The 15,329-nt window shown below is 68.9% G+C and carries 16 protein-coding genes and 1 riboswitch; of the genes, 4 read left to right on the forward strand and 12 right to left on the reverse strand.

Annotated features, from left to right (window positions below):
• Positions 1-301 precede the first annotated feature (301 nt).
• The 3 genes from ABIE04_RS04905 to ABIE04_RS04915 are packed head-to-tail and all read left to right on the forward strand — an operon-like array spanning position 302 to position 4,848.
• Complete coding sequence (locus tag ABIE04_RS04905) at positions 302-1,372, forward strand: aromatic ring-hydroxylating oxygenase subunit alpha (RefSeq protein WP_354547450.1); 1,071 nt, start codon at positions 302-304, stop codon at positions 1,370-1,372.
• Between the two features lie 57 nt (positions 1,373-1,429).
• On the forward strand, positions 1,430-2,752 hold the full coding sequence (locus tag ABIE04_RS04910) for an amino acid permease (RefSeq protein WP_354547451.1): 1,323 nt from the start codon (positions 1,430-1,432) through the stop codon (positions 2,750-2,752).
• Positions 2,749-4,848 (forward strand): FAD-dependent oxidoreductase, encoded by a 2,100-nt coding sequence (locus ABIE04_RS04915; protein WP_354547452.1) that lies wholly within the window; start codon positions 2,749-2,751, stop codon positions 4,846-4,848. Before ABIE04_RS04910 ends, ABIE04_RS04915 begins: the two co-directional genes overlap by 4 nt.
• A gap of 28 nt (positions 4,849-4,876) precedes the next feature.
• Here the strand turns inward: ABIE04_RS04915 and ABIE04_RS04920 are convergent, their stop codons facing one another.
• The 3 genes from ABIE04_RS04920 to ABIE04_RS04930 form a co-directional block, all read right to left on the reverse strand.
• Positions 4,877-5,446, reverse strand: a complete 570-nt coding sequence (locus ABIE04_RS04920) for a hypothetical protein (RefSeq protein WP_354547453.1) — start codon at positions 5,444-5,446, stop codon at positions 4,877-4,879.
• Between the two features lie 100 nt (positions 5,447-5,546).
• Positions 5,547-5,747: a hemin uptake protein HemP gene (gene hemP / locus ABIE04_RS04925; protein WP_354547454.1), complete on the reverse strand. Its 201-nt coding sequence runs from the start codon at positions 5,745-5,747 to the stop codon at positions 5,547-5,549.
• Positions 5,748-5,827: 80 nt separating this feature from the next.
• A complete protein-coding gene (locus ABIE04_RS04930; protein ID WP_354547455.1) occupies positions 5,828-6,802 on the reverse strand; it encodes a potassium channel beta subunit family protein in 975 nt (324 codons plus the stop codon).
• A 98-nt stretch (positions 6,803-6,900) separates the two neighbouring features.
• Between ABIE04_RS04930 and ahr the strand changes: the two genes are divergently transcribed.
• A complete protein-coding gene (gene ahr, locus ABIE04_RS04935) occupies positions 6,901-7,914 on the forward strand; it encodes an NADPH-dependent aldehyde reductase Ahr (RefSeq protein ID WP_354547456.1) in 1,014 nt (337 codons plus the stop codon).
• A 5-nt stretch (positions 7,915-7,919) separates the two neighbouring features.
• Here ahr and ABIE04_RS04940 read toward each other — a convergent pair whose 3' ends face one another.
• The 9 genes from ABIE04_RS04940 to ABIE04_RS04980 form a co-directional block, all read right to left on the reverse strand.
• Positions 7,920-8,426: a phosphatidylglycerophosphatase A family protein gene (locus ABIE04_RS04940; protein ID WP_354547457.1), complete on the reverse strand. Its 507-nt coding sequence runs from the start codon at positions 8,424-8,426 to the stop codon at positions 7,920-7,922.
• Positions 8,423-9,391, reverse strand: a complete 969-nt coding sequence (thiL, locus tag ABIE04_RS04945) for a thiamine-phosphate kinase (RefSeq protein WP_354547458.1) — start codon at positions 9,389-9,391, stop codon at positions 8,423-8,425. Before thiL ends, ABIE04_RS04940 begins: the two co-directional genes overlap by 4 nt.
• A 20-nt stretch (positions 9,392-9,411) precedes the next feature.
• Positions 9,412-9,954: a GNAT family N-acetyltransferase gene (locus ABIE04_RS04950; protein ID WP_354547459.1), complete on the reverse strand. Its 543-nt coding sequence runs from the start codon at positions 9,952-9,954 to the stop codon at positions 9,412-9,414.
• Entirely contained in the window at positions 9,954-10,400 is a 447-nt protein-coding gene (gene nusB, locus ABIE04_RS04955; RefSeq protein WP_354547460.1) for a transcription antitermination factor NusB, read from the reverse strand. The genes ABIE04_RS04950 and nusB overlap by 1 nt, the downstream gene beginning before the upstream one ends.
• Complete coding sequence (gene ribH / locus ABIE04_RS04960; protein WP_354547461.1) at positions 10,397-10,861, reverse strand: 6,7-dimethyl-8-ribityllumazine synthase; 465 nt, start codon at positions 10,859-10,861, stop codon at positions 10,397-10,399. The genes nusB and ribH overlap by 4 nt, the downstream gene beginning before the upstream one ends.
• A 184-nt stretch (positions 10,862-11,045) precedes the next feature.
• On the reverse strand, positions 11,046-11,978 hold the full coding sequence (gene ldcA, locus ABIE04_RS04965; RefSeq protein ID WP_354547462.1) for a muramoyltetrapeptide carboxypeptidase: 933 nt from the start codon (positions 11,976-11,978) through the stop codon (positions 11,046-11,048).
• A 78-nt stretch (positions 11,979-12,056) separates the two neighbouring features.
• Positions 12,057-13,148 carry a bifunctional 3,4-dihydroxy-2-butanone-4-phosphate synthase/GTP cyclohydrolase II gene (ribBA, locus tag ABIE04_RS04970; protein ID WP_354547463.1) on the reverse strand — a complete coding sequence of 364 codons (1,092 nt, stop codon included), beginning with the start codon at positions 13,146-13,148 and terminating at the stop codon, positions 12,057-12,059.
• Between the two features lie 140 nt (positions 13,149-13,288).
• Positions 13,289-13,930 (reverse strand): riboflavin synthase, encoded by a 642-nt coding sequence (locus ABIE04_RS04975; RefSeq protein ID WP_354547464.1) that lies wholly within the window; start codon positions 13,928-13,930, stop codon positions 13,289-13,291.
• A gap of 127 nt (positions 13,931-14,057) precedes the next feature.
• A riboswitch (FMN riboswitch) is annotated at positions 14,058-14,226 on the reverse strand.
• Between the two features lie 107 nt (positions 14,227-14,333).
• Positions 14,334-15,242, reverse strand: a complete 909-nt coding sequence (locus ABIE04_RS04980; protein ID WP_354547465.1) for a LysR family transcriptional regulator — start codon at positions 15,240-15,242, stop codon at positions 14,334-14,336.
• Between the last annotated feature and the right edge of the window lie 87 nt (positions 15,243-15,329).

Here is a 15,329-nt window from a genome sequence, read left to right on the forward strand (position 1 = left end):
GCGGGTCGAGTCTCGCGCGGCAACACAGCCTGGGCACAGCGCATTGCATGGACGGCAGCAGCTCCTCACGGGTATCGCTGCAATCTACAACTGAACCCGGCCGGTAGATAGTAGGTGCCGGCAAACACGTCAGGCTTCGGCATCCCGCCCCATGGCAGGCCGGAACCGGTTGCCCACGGTTCAACGGAGGCGCTAGGCTGGATCGGGCAAACACTGCTGCGGGCGAGACGGCAGGCGGGACATGGAAGCTCCGGAAGACGACTGCCCGCCGCGCCCATCCATCCGGGGACCGCACCTGCTCATGCCTGACGACACCATGGTCGAGGAACTCAACCGCGCACACGCCCTGCCCGCCCGCTACTACGCCGGCGACGCGATGCTGGCGATGGAACAGCGCGCGGTATTCGCGCGCAGCTGGCAGCTGGTGGCCCACCAGGAGCAACTGGCCGAGCCGGGCGATCATGCCGTCGGGCAGATCGCCGGGGTGCCCATCCTGCTGGTCCGCGGCGCGGACGGCGTGCTGCGCGCCTTCCCCAACGTCTGCCGCCACCGCGCGGGGCCGCTGGCGCTGTGCGACGGCAAGGGCGCGCGTGCCCTGCACTGCAAGTACCACGGCTGGACCTACACCCTCGAAGGTCAGCTGCGCAGTGCGCCGGAAATGCAGGACGCCTGCGATTTCAAGGTCGAGGACATCCGCCTGCCGCCCCTGCACGTGCGCGAATGGCAGGGCCTAGTGTTCGTGGCGCTGGCGCAGGATGTGCCGCCGTTCGACGAGGTCTATGCCGGGATCGCCGAGCGCATCGCGCCGATCGACCTGTCGGCCATGCGCTACCTGCGCCGCGACAACTACGACATCGACTGCAACTGGAAGGTCTACGTCGACAATTTCCTCGAGGGCTACCACCTGCCACACGTGCACCCGGGCCTGTCACGGGTGCTCGACTACCGCGCCTACGACACTGAGTTGTTCGCGTGGCATTCGCTGCAATCCTCGCCGCTGCGCGACAGCACCGAGCTCTACGGTGACGGCCAGGCGTTCTACTACTTCATCTATCCCAACGTGATGCTCAACATCATGCCCGGACGGCTGCAGACCAACCGCATCCTGCCGCTGGGACCGGACCGCTGCCGCATCGTGTTCGACTATTACTACGCACAAGACGAAGGCGCCCAGTCACGCATCGCCGCCGACCAGGCCTTCAGCGACGAAGTGCAGAACGAGGACATCGCGATCTGCGAAGCGGTGCAGAAGGGGCTGGCGTCCGGCTTCTACGTTCCCGGCCGGTTGAATCCGAAACGCGAGGGCGGCGTCTGGCATTTCCAGAACCTGCTGCGCGCGGCCTATGCCGGCCCCGCCGGCGAATCCGCGTGAGCATGCGCCGTTCCTGCCCTCCGCTCTTCTCGAACTGAACTCCAGGCAGAAGCCGACATGCGCAACGGCAACAAGATCGGCTTCTGGACCTGCACCGCGCTGGTCGTGGGCAACGTCATCGGCATGGGCATCTTCGTGCTGCCGGCGTCGCTGGCGCCGTTCGGATTCAATGCCCTGATCGGCTGGGTCATCGTGCTGGCCGGCTGCCTGGTGCTGGCCCGGGTGTTCTCGCATCTGGCCCGCGCCCTGCCCGACGCCGGCGGCCCGTACGGCTACATCCGCCATACGCTGGGCGAACTGCCGGCGTACATGGCGTTGTGGGCCTACTGGGTGTCGATGTGGCTGACCAATGCCGCACTCGCCACCGGCGTGGTCGGTTACATGACGGTGGTATTCCCGCCGCTGGGCGCGATCCAGCCGGTGCTGTTCGCGCTGTGCCTGCTGTGGTCGGTGGTGGTGGTCAACCTGTTCGGCGTGCGCACCGGCGGCGGCGTGCAGATCGTCACCACCGCACTGAAGCTGCTGCCGATGCTGGCGATCGCGCTGCTCGGCGGCTGGCTGCTGCTGACCTCGCCGGCAAGCTATACCGCGCAGTTACCGACGACACCGCTGACTTTGCACGACGTCATGGCCGCTTCCACTATCGCCCTGTTCGCGATGCTCGGCATCGAATCGGCGAGCGTGCCGGCGGCGCGGGTGGACGACCCCGGACGCACGATTCCGCGCTCGACCATGACCGGCACCGTGCTCACCGCGATCATCTACATCATCGTTTCCACCGTGCCGCTGCTGCTGATCCGGCAGCAGGAGCTGGCCGAGGCAAGCGCGCCGTTCGCGCTGCTGATGGACCGCTTCGCCGTCGCCGGTTCCGGGCGCTGGCTGGCGCTGTTCGTGGTGATCAGCGGGCTGGGCGCGCTCAACGGCTGGACCCTGCTCGCCGGCGAACTGACCCGCACGATGGCCGTCAACGGCGTGCTGCCGGCGGTGCTGGCGCGCAACAACCGTTACGGTGCACCGGTGGTGGCGCTGCTGGTGATCGGCGCGCTCGCCTCGGCGATGGTCTGGATGAGCTACAGCAAATCGCTGGTGTCGGCGTTCACCTTCCTCACCCGAGTGGTGACCGCCGCCAACCTGCCGCTCTACCTGTGCTGCGCACTCGCGCTGATCGTGCTGTGGTGGCGGCGCAGCGCAACGTGCGCCACGCGCCGGGTGCTGCTGGTCGCGGTCACCTGCGTGGCGTTCGTGGTGTTCGCCTTCGTCGGCATCGGCCACGAACCGTTCCTGTATGCGCTGGGACTGATCGCGGCAGGATTGCCGCTATATGTGTCCATGCGCCTGTTCCGCAGGAGCGCGCCGCCCGTCGAGGTCATCCCGGAATGAGAGATCCGCGCTACGACATCCTGTTCACCCCGCTCAAGATCGGCCCGGTCACCGCGAAGAACCGCTTCTTCCAGGTGCCGCACTGCAATGGCATGGGCCATGCGATGCCGCTGGCGCATGCGGCAATGCGCGAGACCAAGGCCGAGGGCGGCTGGGCGGTGGTCTCCACCGAGGAGTGCGAGATCCATCCCAGCGGCGACCTCACGCCCTACGTCGAGGCGCGGCTGTGGGACGACCGCGACATCCCAGCACTGGCGCTGATGTGCGACAAGGTGCACGCGCACGGCGCGCTGGCCGCGCTGGAGTTGACCCACAACGGCCCCACCGCGTCGAACCTGTATTCGCGCGAGGTGCTGCTGGCGCCGTCGCACCAGCCGTCCAAATACGGCTACCCGTCGCAGGCGCGTGCGATGACCCTGCACGACATCCGCGAGTACCGGCGCTGGCATCGCGAGGCGGCGATCCGCGGCAAGCGCGCGGGCATGGACATCATCTACGTCTACGCGGCGCACGACCTGTCGCTGGCGATGCACTTCCTGCAGCGCCGGCGCAACCAGCGCAGCGACGAATACGGCGGCTCGCTGGAGAACCGCGTGCGCCTGCTGCGCGAGGTGCTGGAGGACACCAGGGACGCGGTCGGCGACACCTGCGCCGTGGCGCTGCGCTTCGCCACCGAGGAACTGCTCGGTCCCGGCGGCGTGGAGCTGGCCGAGGCGAGGGAGATCGTGGGCATGCTGGCCGAGCTGCCCGACCTGTGGGACGTGAATCTTGCCGCCTGGTACAACGACTCGGTGCCCTCGCGCTTCGCCGGCGAAGGCGCGCAGGAACCCTTCATCGACTTCGTCAAGAAGACCACCACGAAGCCGGTGGTGGGTGTGGGCCGCTTCACCTCGCCGGACACGATGGTGTCGCAGCTCAAGCGCGGCGTGCTCGACATGATCGGCTGCGCGCGCCCGTCGATCGCGGATCCCTTTCTGCCGCGCAAGATCGAGGAAGGCCGCATCGACGACATCCGCGAATGCATCGGCTGCAACATCTGCGTCTCCGGCGACATGACCATCTCGCCGATCCGCTGCACGCAGAACCCGACCATGGGCGAGGAGTGGCGCAAGGGCTGGCATCCGGAACGCATTGCGCCAAAGCGCTCTCCCAGTCGCGTGCTGGTGGTCGGCGCCGGGCCGGCCGGACTGGAGGCCGCGCGCGCGCTCGGTCAGCGCGGCTACGAAGTGAGTCTGGCCGAGGCGCGCAAGGAACTCGGTGGCCGCGTCACCCGCGAGGCGCGCCTGCCCGGCCTGGCCGAATGGGCGCGCGTGCGCGACTGGCGCGTCGGCCAGATCCACAAGCTCGCGAATATAGCCGTCTATCTCGATTCGGCCTTGAGCGCGCAGGACGTACTCGACTTCGGCGCCGAACACGTGGTGCTGGCCACCGGCTGCCACTGGCGCCGCGACGGCTACGGCCGCAGCCATGGCTTCGCCATTCCCGGCTTCGCCAACAATCCCCGCGTATTCACGCCTGACGATTTGATGGACGGCCGCCTGCCGGAAGGCCGCGTGGTGGTGTTCGACGACGACGGCTTCTACTACGGCAGCGTCGCGGCCGAACTGCTGCGCTTGCGCGGCTGCGAAGTGATCCACCTGACCCCGGACGACGGCATCGCGCCGTGGAGCCTGCACACGCTCGACTACCGGCACATCCGCAAACGGATGGCCGAACTCGGCATCGAGGCGATGGTGTCGCAGGACATCATCGGCTACGACGGCACCACGCTGGCCGTCGAGGACGTCTGGACCCATCGGCGCCGCGAGCTGGGCTGCGACGCGGTGGTCGCGGTGACCGCCCGCGTACCCGACGACGCGCTGTACCAGGAGCTGCTGCGGCGCGAAGCGGAATGGTCCGCCGCCGGCGTGCGATCGTTGCGTTGCATCGGCGACGCCGAGGCGCCCGGACTGATCGCGCACGCGGTCTACGCCGGCCATCGCTACGCCCGCGAACTGGAGGAACCTGCCTCCGGCGAGGTCGCGTTCAAGCGGCATTTTCATACCGCGCACGCCGATGACCTGCGGCGCGAGCCGCAGGCGCGGGAACCTTCCTGAAAACCGGTACGACCGTCGGCGGACGCGACTAGCGGAACTGCCGATCGCGCTGCCCGGTATGCGCAGGGACGATCCGCCCGGCCAGTTGCCGCCCCAGCGGCGACAGCCCGCAGGCCGCTTCGCCGCGGAGCACGTCGAGGCCAGCCAACTGGCGTCGATGGAAACGCAGCGCGTACGCGTCGACCGCCGGCAGATGCGGCGTATCCGGCATGACGGCCGCGGGCTCGCCGCCGGCCAGCAGACGATCCCAGCCCAGATAATCGGTGTCCGGCAGCAGGTGCAGGCGCACGCGGGGGCGGCCGGTTCGATCCAGGCCGTCGACCCATTCGCGCGGCCCGTCCACCGCGATCACGCTGACCGCCATCAACCAGCGCACCCGCAGCAGCAGGGCCAGCTGCGGCGTTTCCACCAGCAGGCCGCGCGGCAGCGCCGACAACTCCGGCCCGCACGCCGCCAGCGGCATGTACAGCACGCTGTCGAGCGCCGGCAGTGCCGCGACCAGTGGCGCCGGTGCGATCCGCAGCCAGCGCCGGCACATGCCCGCGCCGGAGGCTTGCGCGTACCACGCCTGCCGTTGTCGCCACCATGGAATGAACATCGCCTGCCTCCAGCGACACGAGCCGGCGAAGACCGCCCAGGCTCGGGGGAAACGCGCGGGCTGTTGTCGCCCGCTGCGCCAGGGAAACCGACCGTCGTGGCTACTTGGTCAGGATCAGCTTGTCGTTGCGGGTCAGGCGCAGGTGGTACTCGCTGCCCTGGTGCTGGATCACCAGCTCGCGCTCACCTTCCAGCAGCGCGTGGCTGGAGACACGTCTGGCCGTTGCCGGAGTCGGCGACGGCAAAGCCGGCCGCGGGATCGGGCATGACGGCAACGGTTGGCGCAGGGACAGGACAGGCATCGGAATATCCGGAGGCAGCGGCGATACCTTTGATGATAATGATTCTCATTTGACTGTCAACCATTTCGCCTCGGCCCCGCTCAATCCGCCTCGACCGCCTGCCGGATCCGCTGCGCCACCGCCGCATCCAGCCGCGGCAACAGTTCAAGTGCATCCAGGTTCTGCGCCAGCTGCTCGCGCTTGCTGGCGCCGAGCATCACCGTGGAAACGTGGGGATTGAGCAGGCACCAGGCGATCGCCAGCTGCGCCAGGCTGGTGCCCAGCTCGGCGGCGATCGGCTGCAATGCGCGCACCTTGCCCAGGCGTTCGTCGCCGTGGCCCAGCACGCCCTCGCGCAGCCACTCGTAGCCAGGCTGGGCCAGCCGCGAGTCGGCCGGCACGCCGTCGTTGTACTTGCCGCTGAGCAGGCCGGACGCCAGCGGCGACCAGATCGTGGTGCCCATGCCGTAGGCCTCGTACAGCGGCGCGTACTCCACCTCCACCCGCTCGCGGTGCAGCAGGTTGTACTGCGGCTGCTCCATCACCGGCGCATACAGATGATTCTCGCGGGCGATCCTGTGCGCCTCGTGGATCGCCTCGGCCGGCCATTCGCTGGTGCCCCAGTACAGCACCTTGCCCTGGCGGATCAGCGTGTCCATCGCCGCCACGGTTTCGGCGATCGGCGTATCCGGATCGGGCCGATGGCAGAAGTACAGGTCCAGGTAGTCGACGCGCAGGCGCTGCAGCGCCTGGTGGCAGGCTTCCATCACGTGCTTGCGCGACAGCCCGCGCTGGGTCGGCAGCGGCTTGTCGACGGCACCGAAGAACACTTTGCTGGAGACGCAATAGCTGTCTCGCGGGAAACGCAGGTCGGCCAGCACGTCGCCCATCACCTGCTCGGCCACGCCGTTGTTGTAGGTCTCGGCGTTGTCGAAGAAGTTCACCCCGCGATCGTGCGCCAGCGCCAGCAGTTCGCGCGCCTGCGCGCGCCCCACCTGCTTGCCGAAGGTGACCCAGGCGCCGAACGACAGCGCGGAAAGTTGCAGGCCTGAGGTGCCGAGGCGACGGTAAAGCATGGGGACGCTCCTGTGGCGGGAAAGACCGCCAGCATGTCCAATCCGCGCGCGCGACACAACGGCGTAATCTTGTGTCTTTCCCACCACAGGAGTTCGCCATGTCCTCGATCACGGGCTGGGCCGCCGGCGCGGCCGGCCAACCGCTGAAACTGGCCACGTTCGACGTGGGCGCACTGGGCGCCGAGGAAGTCGAGGTGGCCGTCGACTACTGCGGCATCTGTCACTCCGACCTGTCCATGATCAACAACGAATGGGGCAATGCGCGCTACCCGTTCATCCCCGGGCACGAAGTGGTCGGCCGGGTCGTCGCGCTGGACGCGCAGGCCAAGGGGCTCAGCGTGGGCCAGCGCGTGGGCATCGGCTGGACCGCGGAGAGCTGCATGCACTGCCGCCCGTGCCTGTCCGGCGACCAGAACCTGTGCGCACAGTCGGTGGCGACCATCGGCGGCCACCACGGCGGCTTCGCCGACAAGCTGCGCGCGCACTGGGCGTGGACGATTCCGTTGCCCGAGGGCATCGACCTGGCCAGCGCCGGCCCCCTGCTATGCGGCGGCATCACCGTGCTGAAGCCCTTCCTCGCCCACGACATCAAGCCGACCGCGCGGGTCGGCGTGGTCGGCATCGGCGGGCTCGGCCACATGGCGGTGAAGTTCGCCGCCGCGTGGGGCTGCGAGGTCACCGCATTCACTTCCACCATGGCCAAGGCCGACGAGGCGCGCGGCTTCGGCGCGCACCACGTGGTCGCCAGCCGCGACAGCGCCGCGATCGAGGCGATCGCCGGCTCGCTCGACCTGCTGCTGGTCACCGTCAACGTGCCGATGGACTGGAACGCGTTGCTCAATACCCTCGCGCCGAAGGGCCGCATGCACGTGGTCGGCGCGGTGCTGGAGCCGATCCCGGTGCCCGCATTCGCGCTGATCATGGGCCAACGCGAAGTCTCCGGCTCGCCCACCGGCTCGCCGGTCGACATCGCCCGCATGCTGGACTTCGCCGCCCGCCACGACATCCGCCCACAGGTGGAGATGTTTCCGATGGCGAACGTCAACGAGGCGCTGCAGCATCTTGCCGACGGCAAGGCGCGCTACCGCATCGTGCTGCAGGCCGGCGGCTGAGGCGATTACCGGAGCAGGTACAGCCCCAGCGCCAGCACGGCCGCGGCGAAAACGCCGGCCACCACGTCGTCGATCATCACGCCCATGCCGCCCTTGACGCGGCGGTCCAGCCAGCTGATCGGCCACGGCTTCCACACGTCGAACAGGCGGAACAATACGAAGCCGAACGCGATCGCCCACCACGGCGCGGGCAGCACCAGCAACGGCAGCAGGGCGACCCACTGGCCGATGAATTCGTCCCACACCAGGCTGCGGTGGTCGGCCACGCCCAGCGCGCGGCTGGCCACGTTGCACGCCCACACGCCCGCGCCAAAACCGATCAGCAACACCGCCAGATAGATCGGCAACGGCAGTTCGCGCAGCAGCAGCCAGGGCAGCAGCGCGGCCAGCGAACCGGACGTGCCCTGCGCCACCGGCGCCAGGCCCGAACCGAAACCGCAGGCCAGCCAGCCGGCCGGCGTAGCCAGCAGGGCGCGGCGTTGCACGGCGCTGAGGCTCTTCCTGGCATTCACGCGAAGTGCTCCCAGCCCGGTCGATCCGTCGCCAGCGACGAGCCATCGGCAGCACGCACGCGCACGCCTTCGCCTTCCACGATGCGGCCGATCTTCGTGGCGCCACAGCCGAGCCGGGCCAGGCCGGCCTGCACTTCGGCCAGGCGAGCGGCCGGCACGGTGAAACACAATTCGTAGTCGTCGCCACCGCTCAACGCGAAGTGCAGCGCCGTGGTGTCGTCGTACAGCTCCAGCAGCGCCGACGAGCGCGGCAGCAAGGCGGTCTCGATCTCCGCCGCGACGCCGCTGGCGACGCAGATATGGCCCAGGTCGGCGAGCAGACCGTCGGAGACGTCGACGCAGGCCGTGGCCTGCCCGCGCAATGCCGTACCGACCGCCAGCCGCGGCGTCGGCCGGCTCAACCGTTCGACCAGGAAGCCGCGCAGCACGGTGCGGCCGTCGTCTTCGCGCGGCGGATGCTGCAAGGCATGCAGGCCGGCAGCCGCGTCGCCCAGCGTGCCGGTCACCAGCACCGCATCGCCAAGCCGTGCGCCGGCACGGGTAAGCGCCTGGCCCGGCGGCACGAAGCCGTGCACGGCCACGCTGATCGTCAGCGGCCCGCGGGTGGTATCGCCACCGACCAGGGCCAGCCGGTGCGGCTGCGCCAGCTTCGCGAAGCCTTCGGCAAAACCCTCGACGAAGGCCGCGTCCGCGCTGGGCAAGGTCAGTGCCAGCAGCGCCCACGCCGGGCTGGCGCCCATCGCGGCAAGGTCGGAAAGATTCACTGCCAGCGCCTTCCAGCCGATATCGGCCGGCGCGGTGCCTCGCGGGAAATGCACGCCTTCGACCAGGGTGTCGATCGCCATCACGAGGTCTTTCCCCGGCGGCGGCGCCAGCACCGCAGCGTCGTCGCCGATGCCGACGCGCACGTCGTCGCGCGCTTGCCCGGTGTGCCGGCGGATCAGTTCGATCAGGTCGAATTCCATCGGGAAACCCCCATGCGAGGTCAGCGGCTGAACACGAGGGTGGGACTGTCTCGATAGGTCGACGGCTGCCACAGGCGGAAGCCGGCTTTTTCCGCGACCCGGATCGACGCCTGGTTTTCCGGCGCGATGATGCACACCACGCGCCGTCCGGGGAACTGTGCGTCGGCCCAGGCCGCGATCGCCGCCACCGCCTCGCTGGCATAGCCCTGGCCGTGCGCCTGCGGCGCCAGCACCCAGCCGCACTCCAGCATGCCGCGCAGCGAGGGCTGCAGTTCGCGCGCGAAGTCGGCGAAACCGACGTCGCCGACATAGCGGCCGCTGGCCTTCTCCTCGATGGCCCAGTAGCCGTAGCCAAGCAGGCTCCACAGACCGCGGTACTGCAGCAGGCGCTTCCACACTTCCTCGGCGGTGAACGGCTGGCCGCCGATGTAACGGGTGACCTCGGGGTCCGACCAGATCGCGGTGCAGGCGGCGTGATCGCCGGCCTGGTGTGCGCGCAGGCGCAGCCGCACGGTCTCGATCTCCGGCACCTGCCCGCCCGGCGACCCCGCGGTGCCCGGCATCAGCCGCGCTTCTCGACCGCGCGCAGTTCGCCGGCCAGCTTGTCCAGCACGCCGTTGACGTAGCTGTGGCCGTGGTCGGCGCCGAAGCGCTTGGTGACCTCGATCGCCTCGTTGATGACCACCCGGTACGGCACGTCCGGACGGAATTTCAGCTCGTACGCGGCCAGGCGCAGCGCGGCGCGCTCGATCGGATCGATCTGCGCCACCTCGCGGTCGATGTGCGGGCGCAGGGCCTCGTCCAGCGCGTCGACGTTCTTCTCCACGCCGTGCAGCAGGTCCTCGAAGTATTCGAGGTCGGCCACTTCCATGTCCTGCTCGTGGCGGAACTGCTCGATCACCGCGTTCATGTGGCTGCCGCTCAACTGCCACGCGTACAGCGCCTGCAACGCGCGGCGGCGGGCGCGCGAGCGCGCCTGCATGTCGAGGCCCTGCGGATGCTGGGTCATGCCAGCTTGCCGTACAGGTTGACCATTTCCAGCGCGGCGATCGCGGCGTCGGCGCCCTTGTTGCCGGCCTTGGTGCCCGCGCGCTCGATCGCCTGCTCGATGCTGTCGGTGGTCAGCACGCCGAACGCCACCGGCACGCCGGAGCTGTAGGCGGCCTGGGCCAGGCCCTTGGCGCACTCGCCGGCGACGTAGTCGAAGTGCGGGGTGGCGCCGCGGATCACCGCGCCCAGCGCGATCACCGCGGCGTACTTGCCGGAGTTGGCCAGCTTGTGCGCGGCCAGCGCGATCTCCCACGCGCCCGGCACGCGGACCAGCTCGATCGCGTCGTCCTTCACGCCATGACGCACCAGCGCGTCACGCGCCCCCGCCACCAGCGGCTCCACGACGAAACCGTTGAAACGGCCGGCGACGATGGCAAAGCGGCCTTTCGGCGTGGCGAAATCGCCTTCGATGATCTTCATTGCGGATTTCCTTGGTTGGACGCGCGGCCCATGCAGATCGGCCATTTTACGGGTTTGCCGGCCCGCCTGCTCGCTTGAGCTCCTCCCCTGCTTGCAGGGGAGGTCGGGTGGGGTCGCTCTTGATCTTCGGCAAGAGCTTTACCCCCTCCCGACCTCCCCCTGCGCACAGGGGGAGGAGCAGCACTCAGACGCCGGGCGGCAAATGGGGGTAGCCGCTGAAAGACAGCTGCGCCCTGCCGCCCGCGACCTGCAGCCGTGCCGGCGCGCCGAATGGCAGGGTGAACTTGTCCGGCTCGTGGCCGATCGGCAGGCCGTCGATCACCGGCATCGCGCTGGCGCGGCGGATCTGCGCGAAGCTGTCGACCAGGCCGTAGCCGTTGTCGTAGCTGCTGGGCCGGCACTGGCTGAAATCGCCCAGCAGCAGCGCACGCTGGCGCCCCAGCACGCCGGACAGGTGCAATTGGTACAGCATCCGCTCGATCCGGAACGGCGGCTCGCCGACGTCCTCGACGAACAGGATGCCGCCCTCGATCGCCGGGAAATACGGCGTACCGAGCAAGCTGCACAGCACGGCCAGGTTGCCGCCCCACAGCGGTCCTTCCACGTCGAGATGATCGGCGTCGGAGGTGGTTGCCCACTCGACCTGCGCTGCAGGCGCACGCACGGTGTCCCAGAAATGCCGCCAGGTGAATTCGCTGAGCGTCTCGGCGCCGAAATCGGCGCCCAGCATCGGGCCGCTGAACGTGCACAGGCCGCTCTTCGCATGCAGCGCCAGCTGCAGCGCGGTGAAATCGCTGTGGCCGACCAGCACGGTGCTGCTGCTACCCAGGCGCTCGCGCAAGGCGTCGTAATGCAGTTGCGTCAGCAGGCGCGTGGCGCCGTAGCCGCCGCGGATCGCCAGCGCGATGTCCGGCAACGCGTCCCGCGTGGCCAGCGCATTGAGGTCGGCGGCCCGCTCCGCATCGCTGCCGGCATAACGCTGCTCGCTGCGATCGAGCACCTCCAGCCCGTCCAGTTCGCAACCGGCCTCGCGCAGCCGCGCCACGCCGCGCGCCATCGCGGCGCGATCGTGCGGGTAACCCGAAGGGGCAATCAGGCGGATGGCGGTCTCGGACATGCTCGTCGTGATCGGGAAAGCTCAAGTATGGTTTGCAGGACATGGCCGCGGCATGGCGCGTTCATGCCCTGCGCGAGATTACACGTACTCCACCACTTCCAGCCCGAACCCGCCCAGCCCCACCATCTTGCGCGGCGTACCCAGCACGCGCAGATGGTGCACGCCGAGGTCGACCAGGATCTGCGCGCCGAGACCGAGTTGGCGCCACTCCTGCTGCTGCGCCTCTTCCGGCGCCTGCTTGCTGGGCTGGCGGTTGAGCCGGGCCAGCAGCGCCTCCGGGGTATCCTCGCCGGACAGCACCAGCAGCACGCCGCGATCCTCGTCGGCGATGCGGCGCAGCGCCGAGGTCACGGTGAGGCCGAGGTCGTCGCGCTTCAGATGCAGCACGTCGGACAGCGTGTTGCGCACGTGCACGCGGGTCAGCACCGGCGCGCCGTCGCCGACCTTGCCGCGCACCAGCGCGTAGTGCAGGCCACGGCGGATCGCGTCGCGGTAGGCCACCAGGCGGAACGGGCCAAACTCGGTGTCCACGTCCTCCTCGTGCACGCGCTGCACGGTCTTCTCGGTCTCGAGGCGGTAGCGGATCAAATCGGCGATGGTGCCGATCTTCAGGCCGTGCTTCTGCGCGAAGATCTCCAGCTCCGGCCGCCGCGCCATCGAGCCGTCCTCGTGCAGGATCTCGATCAGCACCGCCGAGGGCTCCAGCCCGGCCAACGCGGCCAGGTCGCAGCCGGCCTCGGTGTGACCGGCACGGGTCAGCACGCCGCCGGGTTGCGCCGTGAGCGGGAAGATGTGGCCCGGCTGCGACAGGTCCTGCGGCTTCGCATCGGACTTCACCGCCACCTGGATCGTGCGCGCGCGGTCGTGCGCCGAGATGCCGGTGGTGACGCCTTCGGCCGCCTCGATCGAGACGGTGAAGTTGGTGTGGTAGGCCGAGGTGTTGTCGCTGACCATCGGGCGTAGGCCGAGCTGGCGCGTGCGCTGCTCGGTCAGCGTGAGGCACAGCAGGCCGCGCGCCTCGCGCACCATGAAGTTGACGTCCTCCGGCCGCACCATCTGCGCAGCCATGATCAGGTCGCCCTCGTTCTCGCGGTCCTCGTCGTCGAGGATGACGACCATGCGGCCGGCGCGGATGTCTTCGAGGATTTCGGGAATGGTGTTGAAAGCCATGGGTGTTCCTTGAGTGCTGTTCTCCCTCCCCTGCAAAGCAGGGGAGGGCTGGGGAGGGGTGGCTCTTGTTCTGGTCTGTCAAATCAAAAGCGTTACCCCCTCCCGACCTCCCCCTGCCAGCAGGGGGAGGAGTTGAAAGTTCAGGCGAAGCCGTGCTGTTTCAGGAACGCCTCATCCAGCCGCGGCGTCTCGCCGCTGGACAGCAGCCGCTCGATGTAACGTGCCACCACGTCCACCTCGATGTTCACCGCGTCGCCCACGCGGCGCGCATGGAACGCGGTGTGCTCGACCGTGTGCGGGATCAGGTTGACGCCGAAGCGATGCCCGGCGACTTCGTTGACGGTGAGGCTGGTGCCGTCGATGCAGACCGAACCTTTCGCCGCGATGTAGCGCGAGATCGCCGCCGATACCTCGAACGTCCAGCGCTGCGAGCGGCCGTCCGGGGTGATCGACACGACTTTGCCGAGGCCGTCGACGTGGCCGGAAACCAGGTGCCCGCCGAGCCGGTCGGCCAGGCGCAGCGCCTTTTCCAGGTTCACCGGGTCGCCCGGCTTGAGCTGGCCCAGCGAGGTCAGCGACAACGTCTCGTTGGAGACGTCGGCGCTGAAGCCGTGCGGCTCCAGCGTGATCGCGGTGAGGCACACGCCGGACACGGCGATCGAATCGCCCAGCTGCACGTCGGCAAGGTCGAGGTCGGCGGTGTCGACGTGCAGGCGCACGTCGCCGCCGCGCGGTTCGAGCCGCGCGATGCGCCCCACGGCCTGGATGATGCCGGTGAACATCAATGCACCTCCGGACGGAGGGCGATGCGGCTTGGCGAATGAATGACTTTCATGAAACGTACTCCGCATGGTGTGAGCGAGTACGCCTCAAGGCATGAGGCCAGGCGCGCGCGTGAAGCACCCGCCGTGCCGTCTTCTCTTTATCCGGACTGTGAGGAAGCGGTCGCCCGCTTCCAACCGTCGGCTCCGGCATCGGACCGGATCTGCTGACCCTCCGGCATGGCCGGAAGCGCTCGCGGGCTCGCCTCGAAAGGCCTACCGCCGGTGGGGAATTTCGCCCCGCCCTGAAGACGTCGTGCAATGCCGGATCACCGGCGGCGGAAGTCTAGCACCATCGAAGTACGAAGCCGCCGACGCCACTGGGAAGCAGCGTTTCCCCATGCGCACGATCACGGCCGAACGGTCACGCCGCCAGTCCCTGGGCCAGATGGTCGATCAGCGCACGCAGTGCCGGCGTGCGCTCTGCACCGGGCAGCCACAGCAGGTGGATCGGGAAGGACGGCAGGTTCCAGTCCGGGAACAGGTCGACCAGCCGCCCCTCCGCGACCAGCGTGTCGGCCATGTAGTCGCCCTGCAATCCAACCCCCACCCCCGCCAGTAATGCGTCGCGAATGGCCTCCGCGTCGTTGCAGGTGAGCACCGGCTCGATGCGCACCGCGCGCCGCTGGCGCTGTCGGCTGAACGACCACAGCGTGCCGCGGCGATAGCCGCTGAAGGTGATGCAGCGGTGCGCCTTCAGTTCGGCCGGGTCGCGCAGCGGTGGCGCCGAGGCCAGGTAATCGGGCGAGGCACAGGGAAACACGCGCATCGTGCCCACCCTACGCGCCACCAGTTGCACATCCGCCAGCCGCCCCAGTCGCAGGGCCAGGTCGACCCTGCCGGTCACCATGTCGACATAGGTGTCTTCGTATGTCGCCTCGACGCGTATGCCGGGGTGTTCGCGCATGAAGTCGGCCAGCAGCGGTGCCACGCGATGACGGCCGAAGCTGCCCGGCAGGTGCACGCACAGGCGGCCGGATAGTCCGCCATCCGCCGGTCGCAGGTCGGCGGCCAGTTCGGTCATCACCGTTTCCATGCGCTGCCACTGCGCCAGCAACTGCTCGCCGCGCGCGGTCAGCGCCATGCGCCGCGTGGTGCGCAGGAACAGCCGCGCGCCCACGGCCCCCTCCAGCATCGCGATGCGTCGGCTCAGTACCGAGGGTGTGCAGCCGACCTCCAGCGCCGCCCGCGAGAAGTTGAGGCGCCGCGCGGCGGCGGCGAAGGCGCGCAGTTCGCGCAGGCGGGTCGGCGTGAGGTCGAAAGATTGATTCATTGAAGGAACAGAAGATTGCCCATTCGTGTGGATTATCACCGAGTCGCCGCGGCGCGACCATGCCCGCATGCCAACCTCAAGGAGTCG

Origin of the sequence: Rhodanobacter soli, assembly GCF_040548735.1 — a bacterium.
GTDB lineage: Bacteria > Pseudomonadota > Gammaproteobacteria > Xanthomonadales > Rhodanobacteraceae > Rhodanobacter > Rhodanobacter soli_A.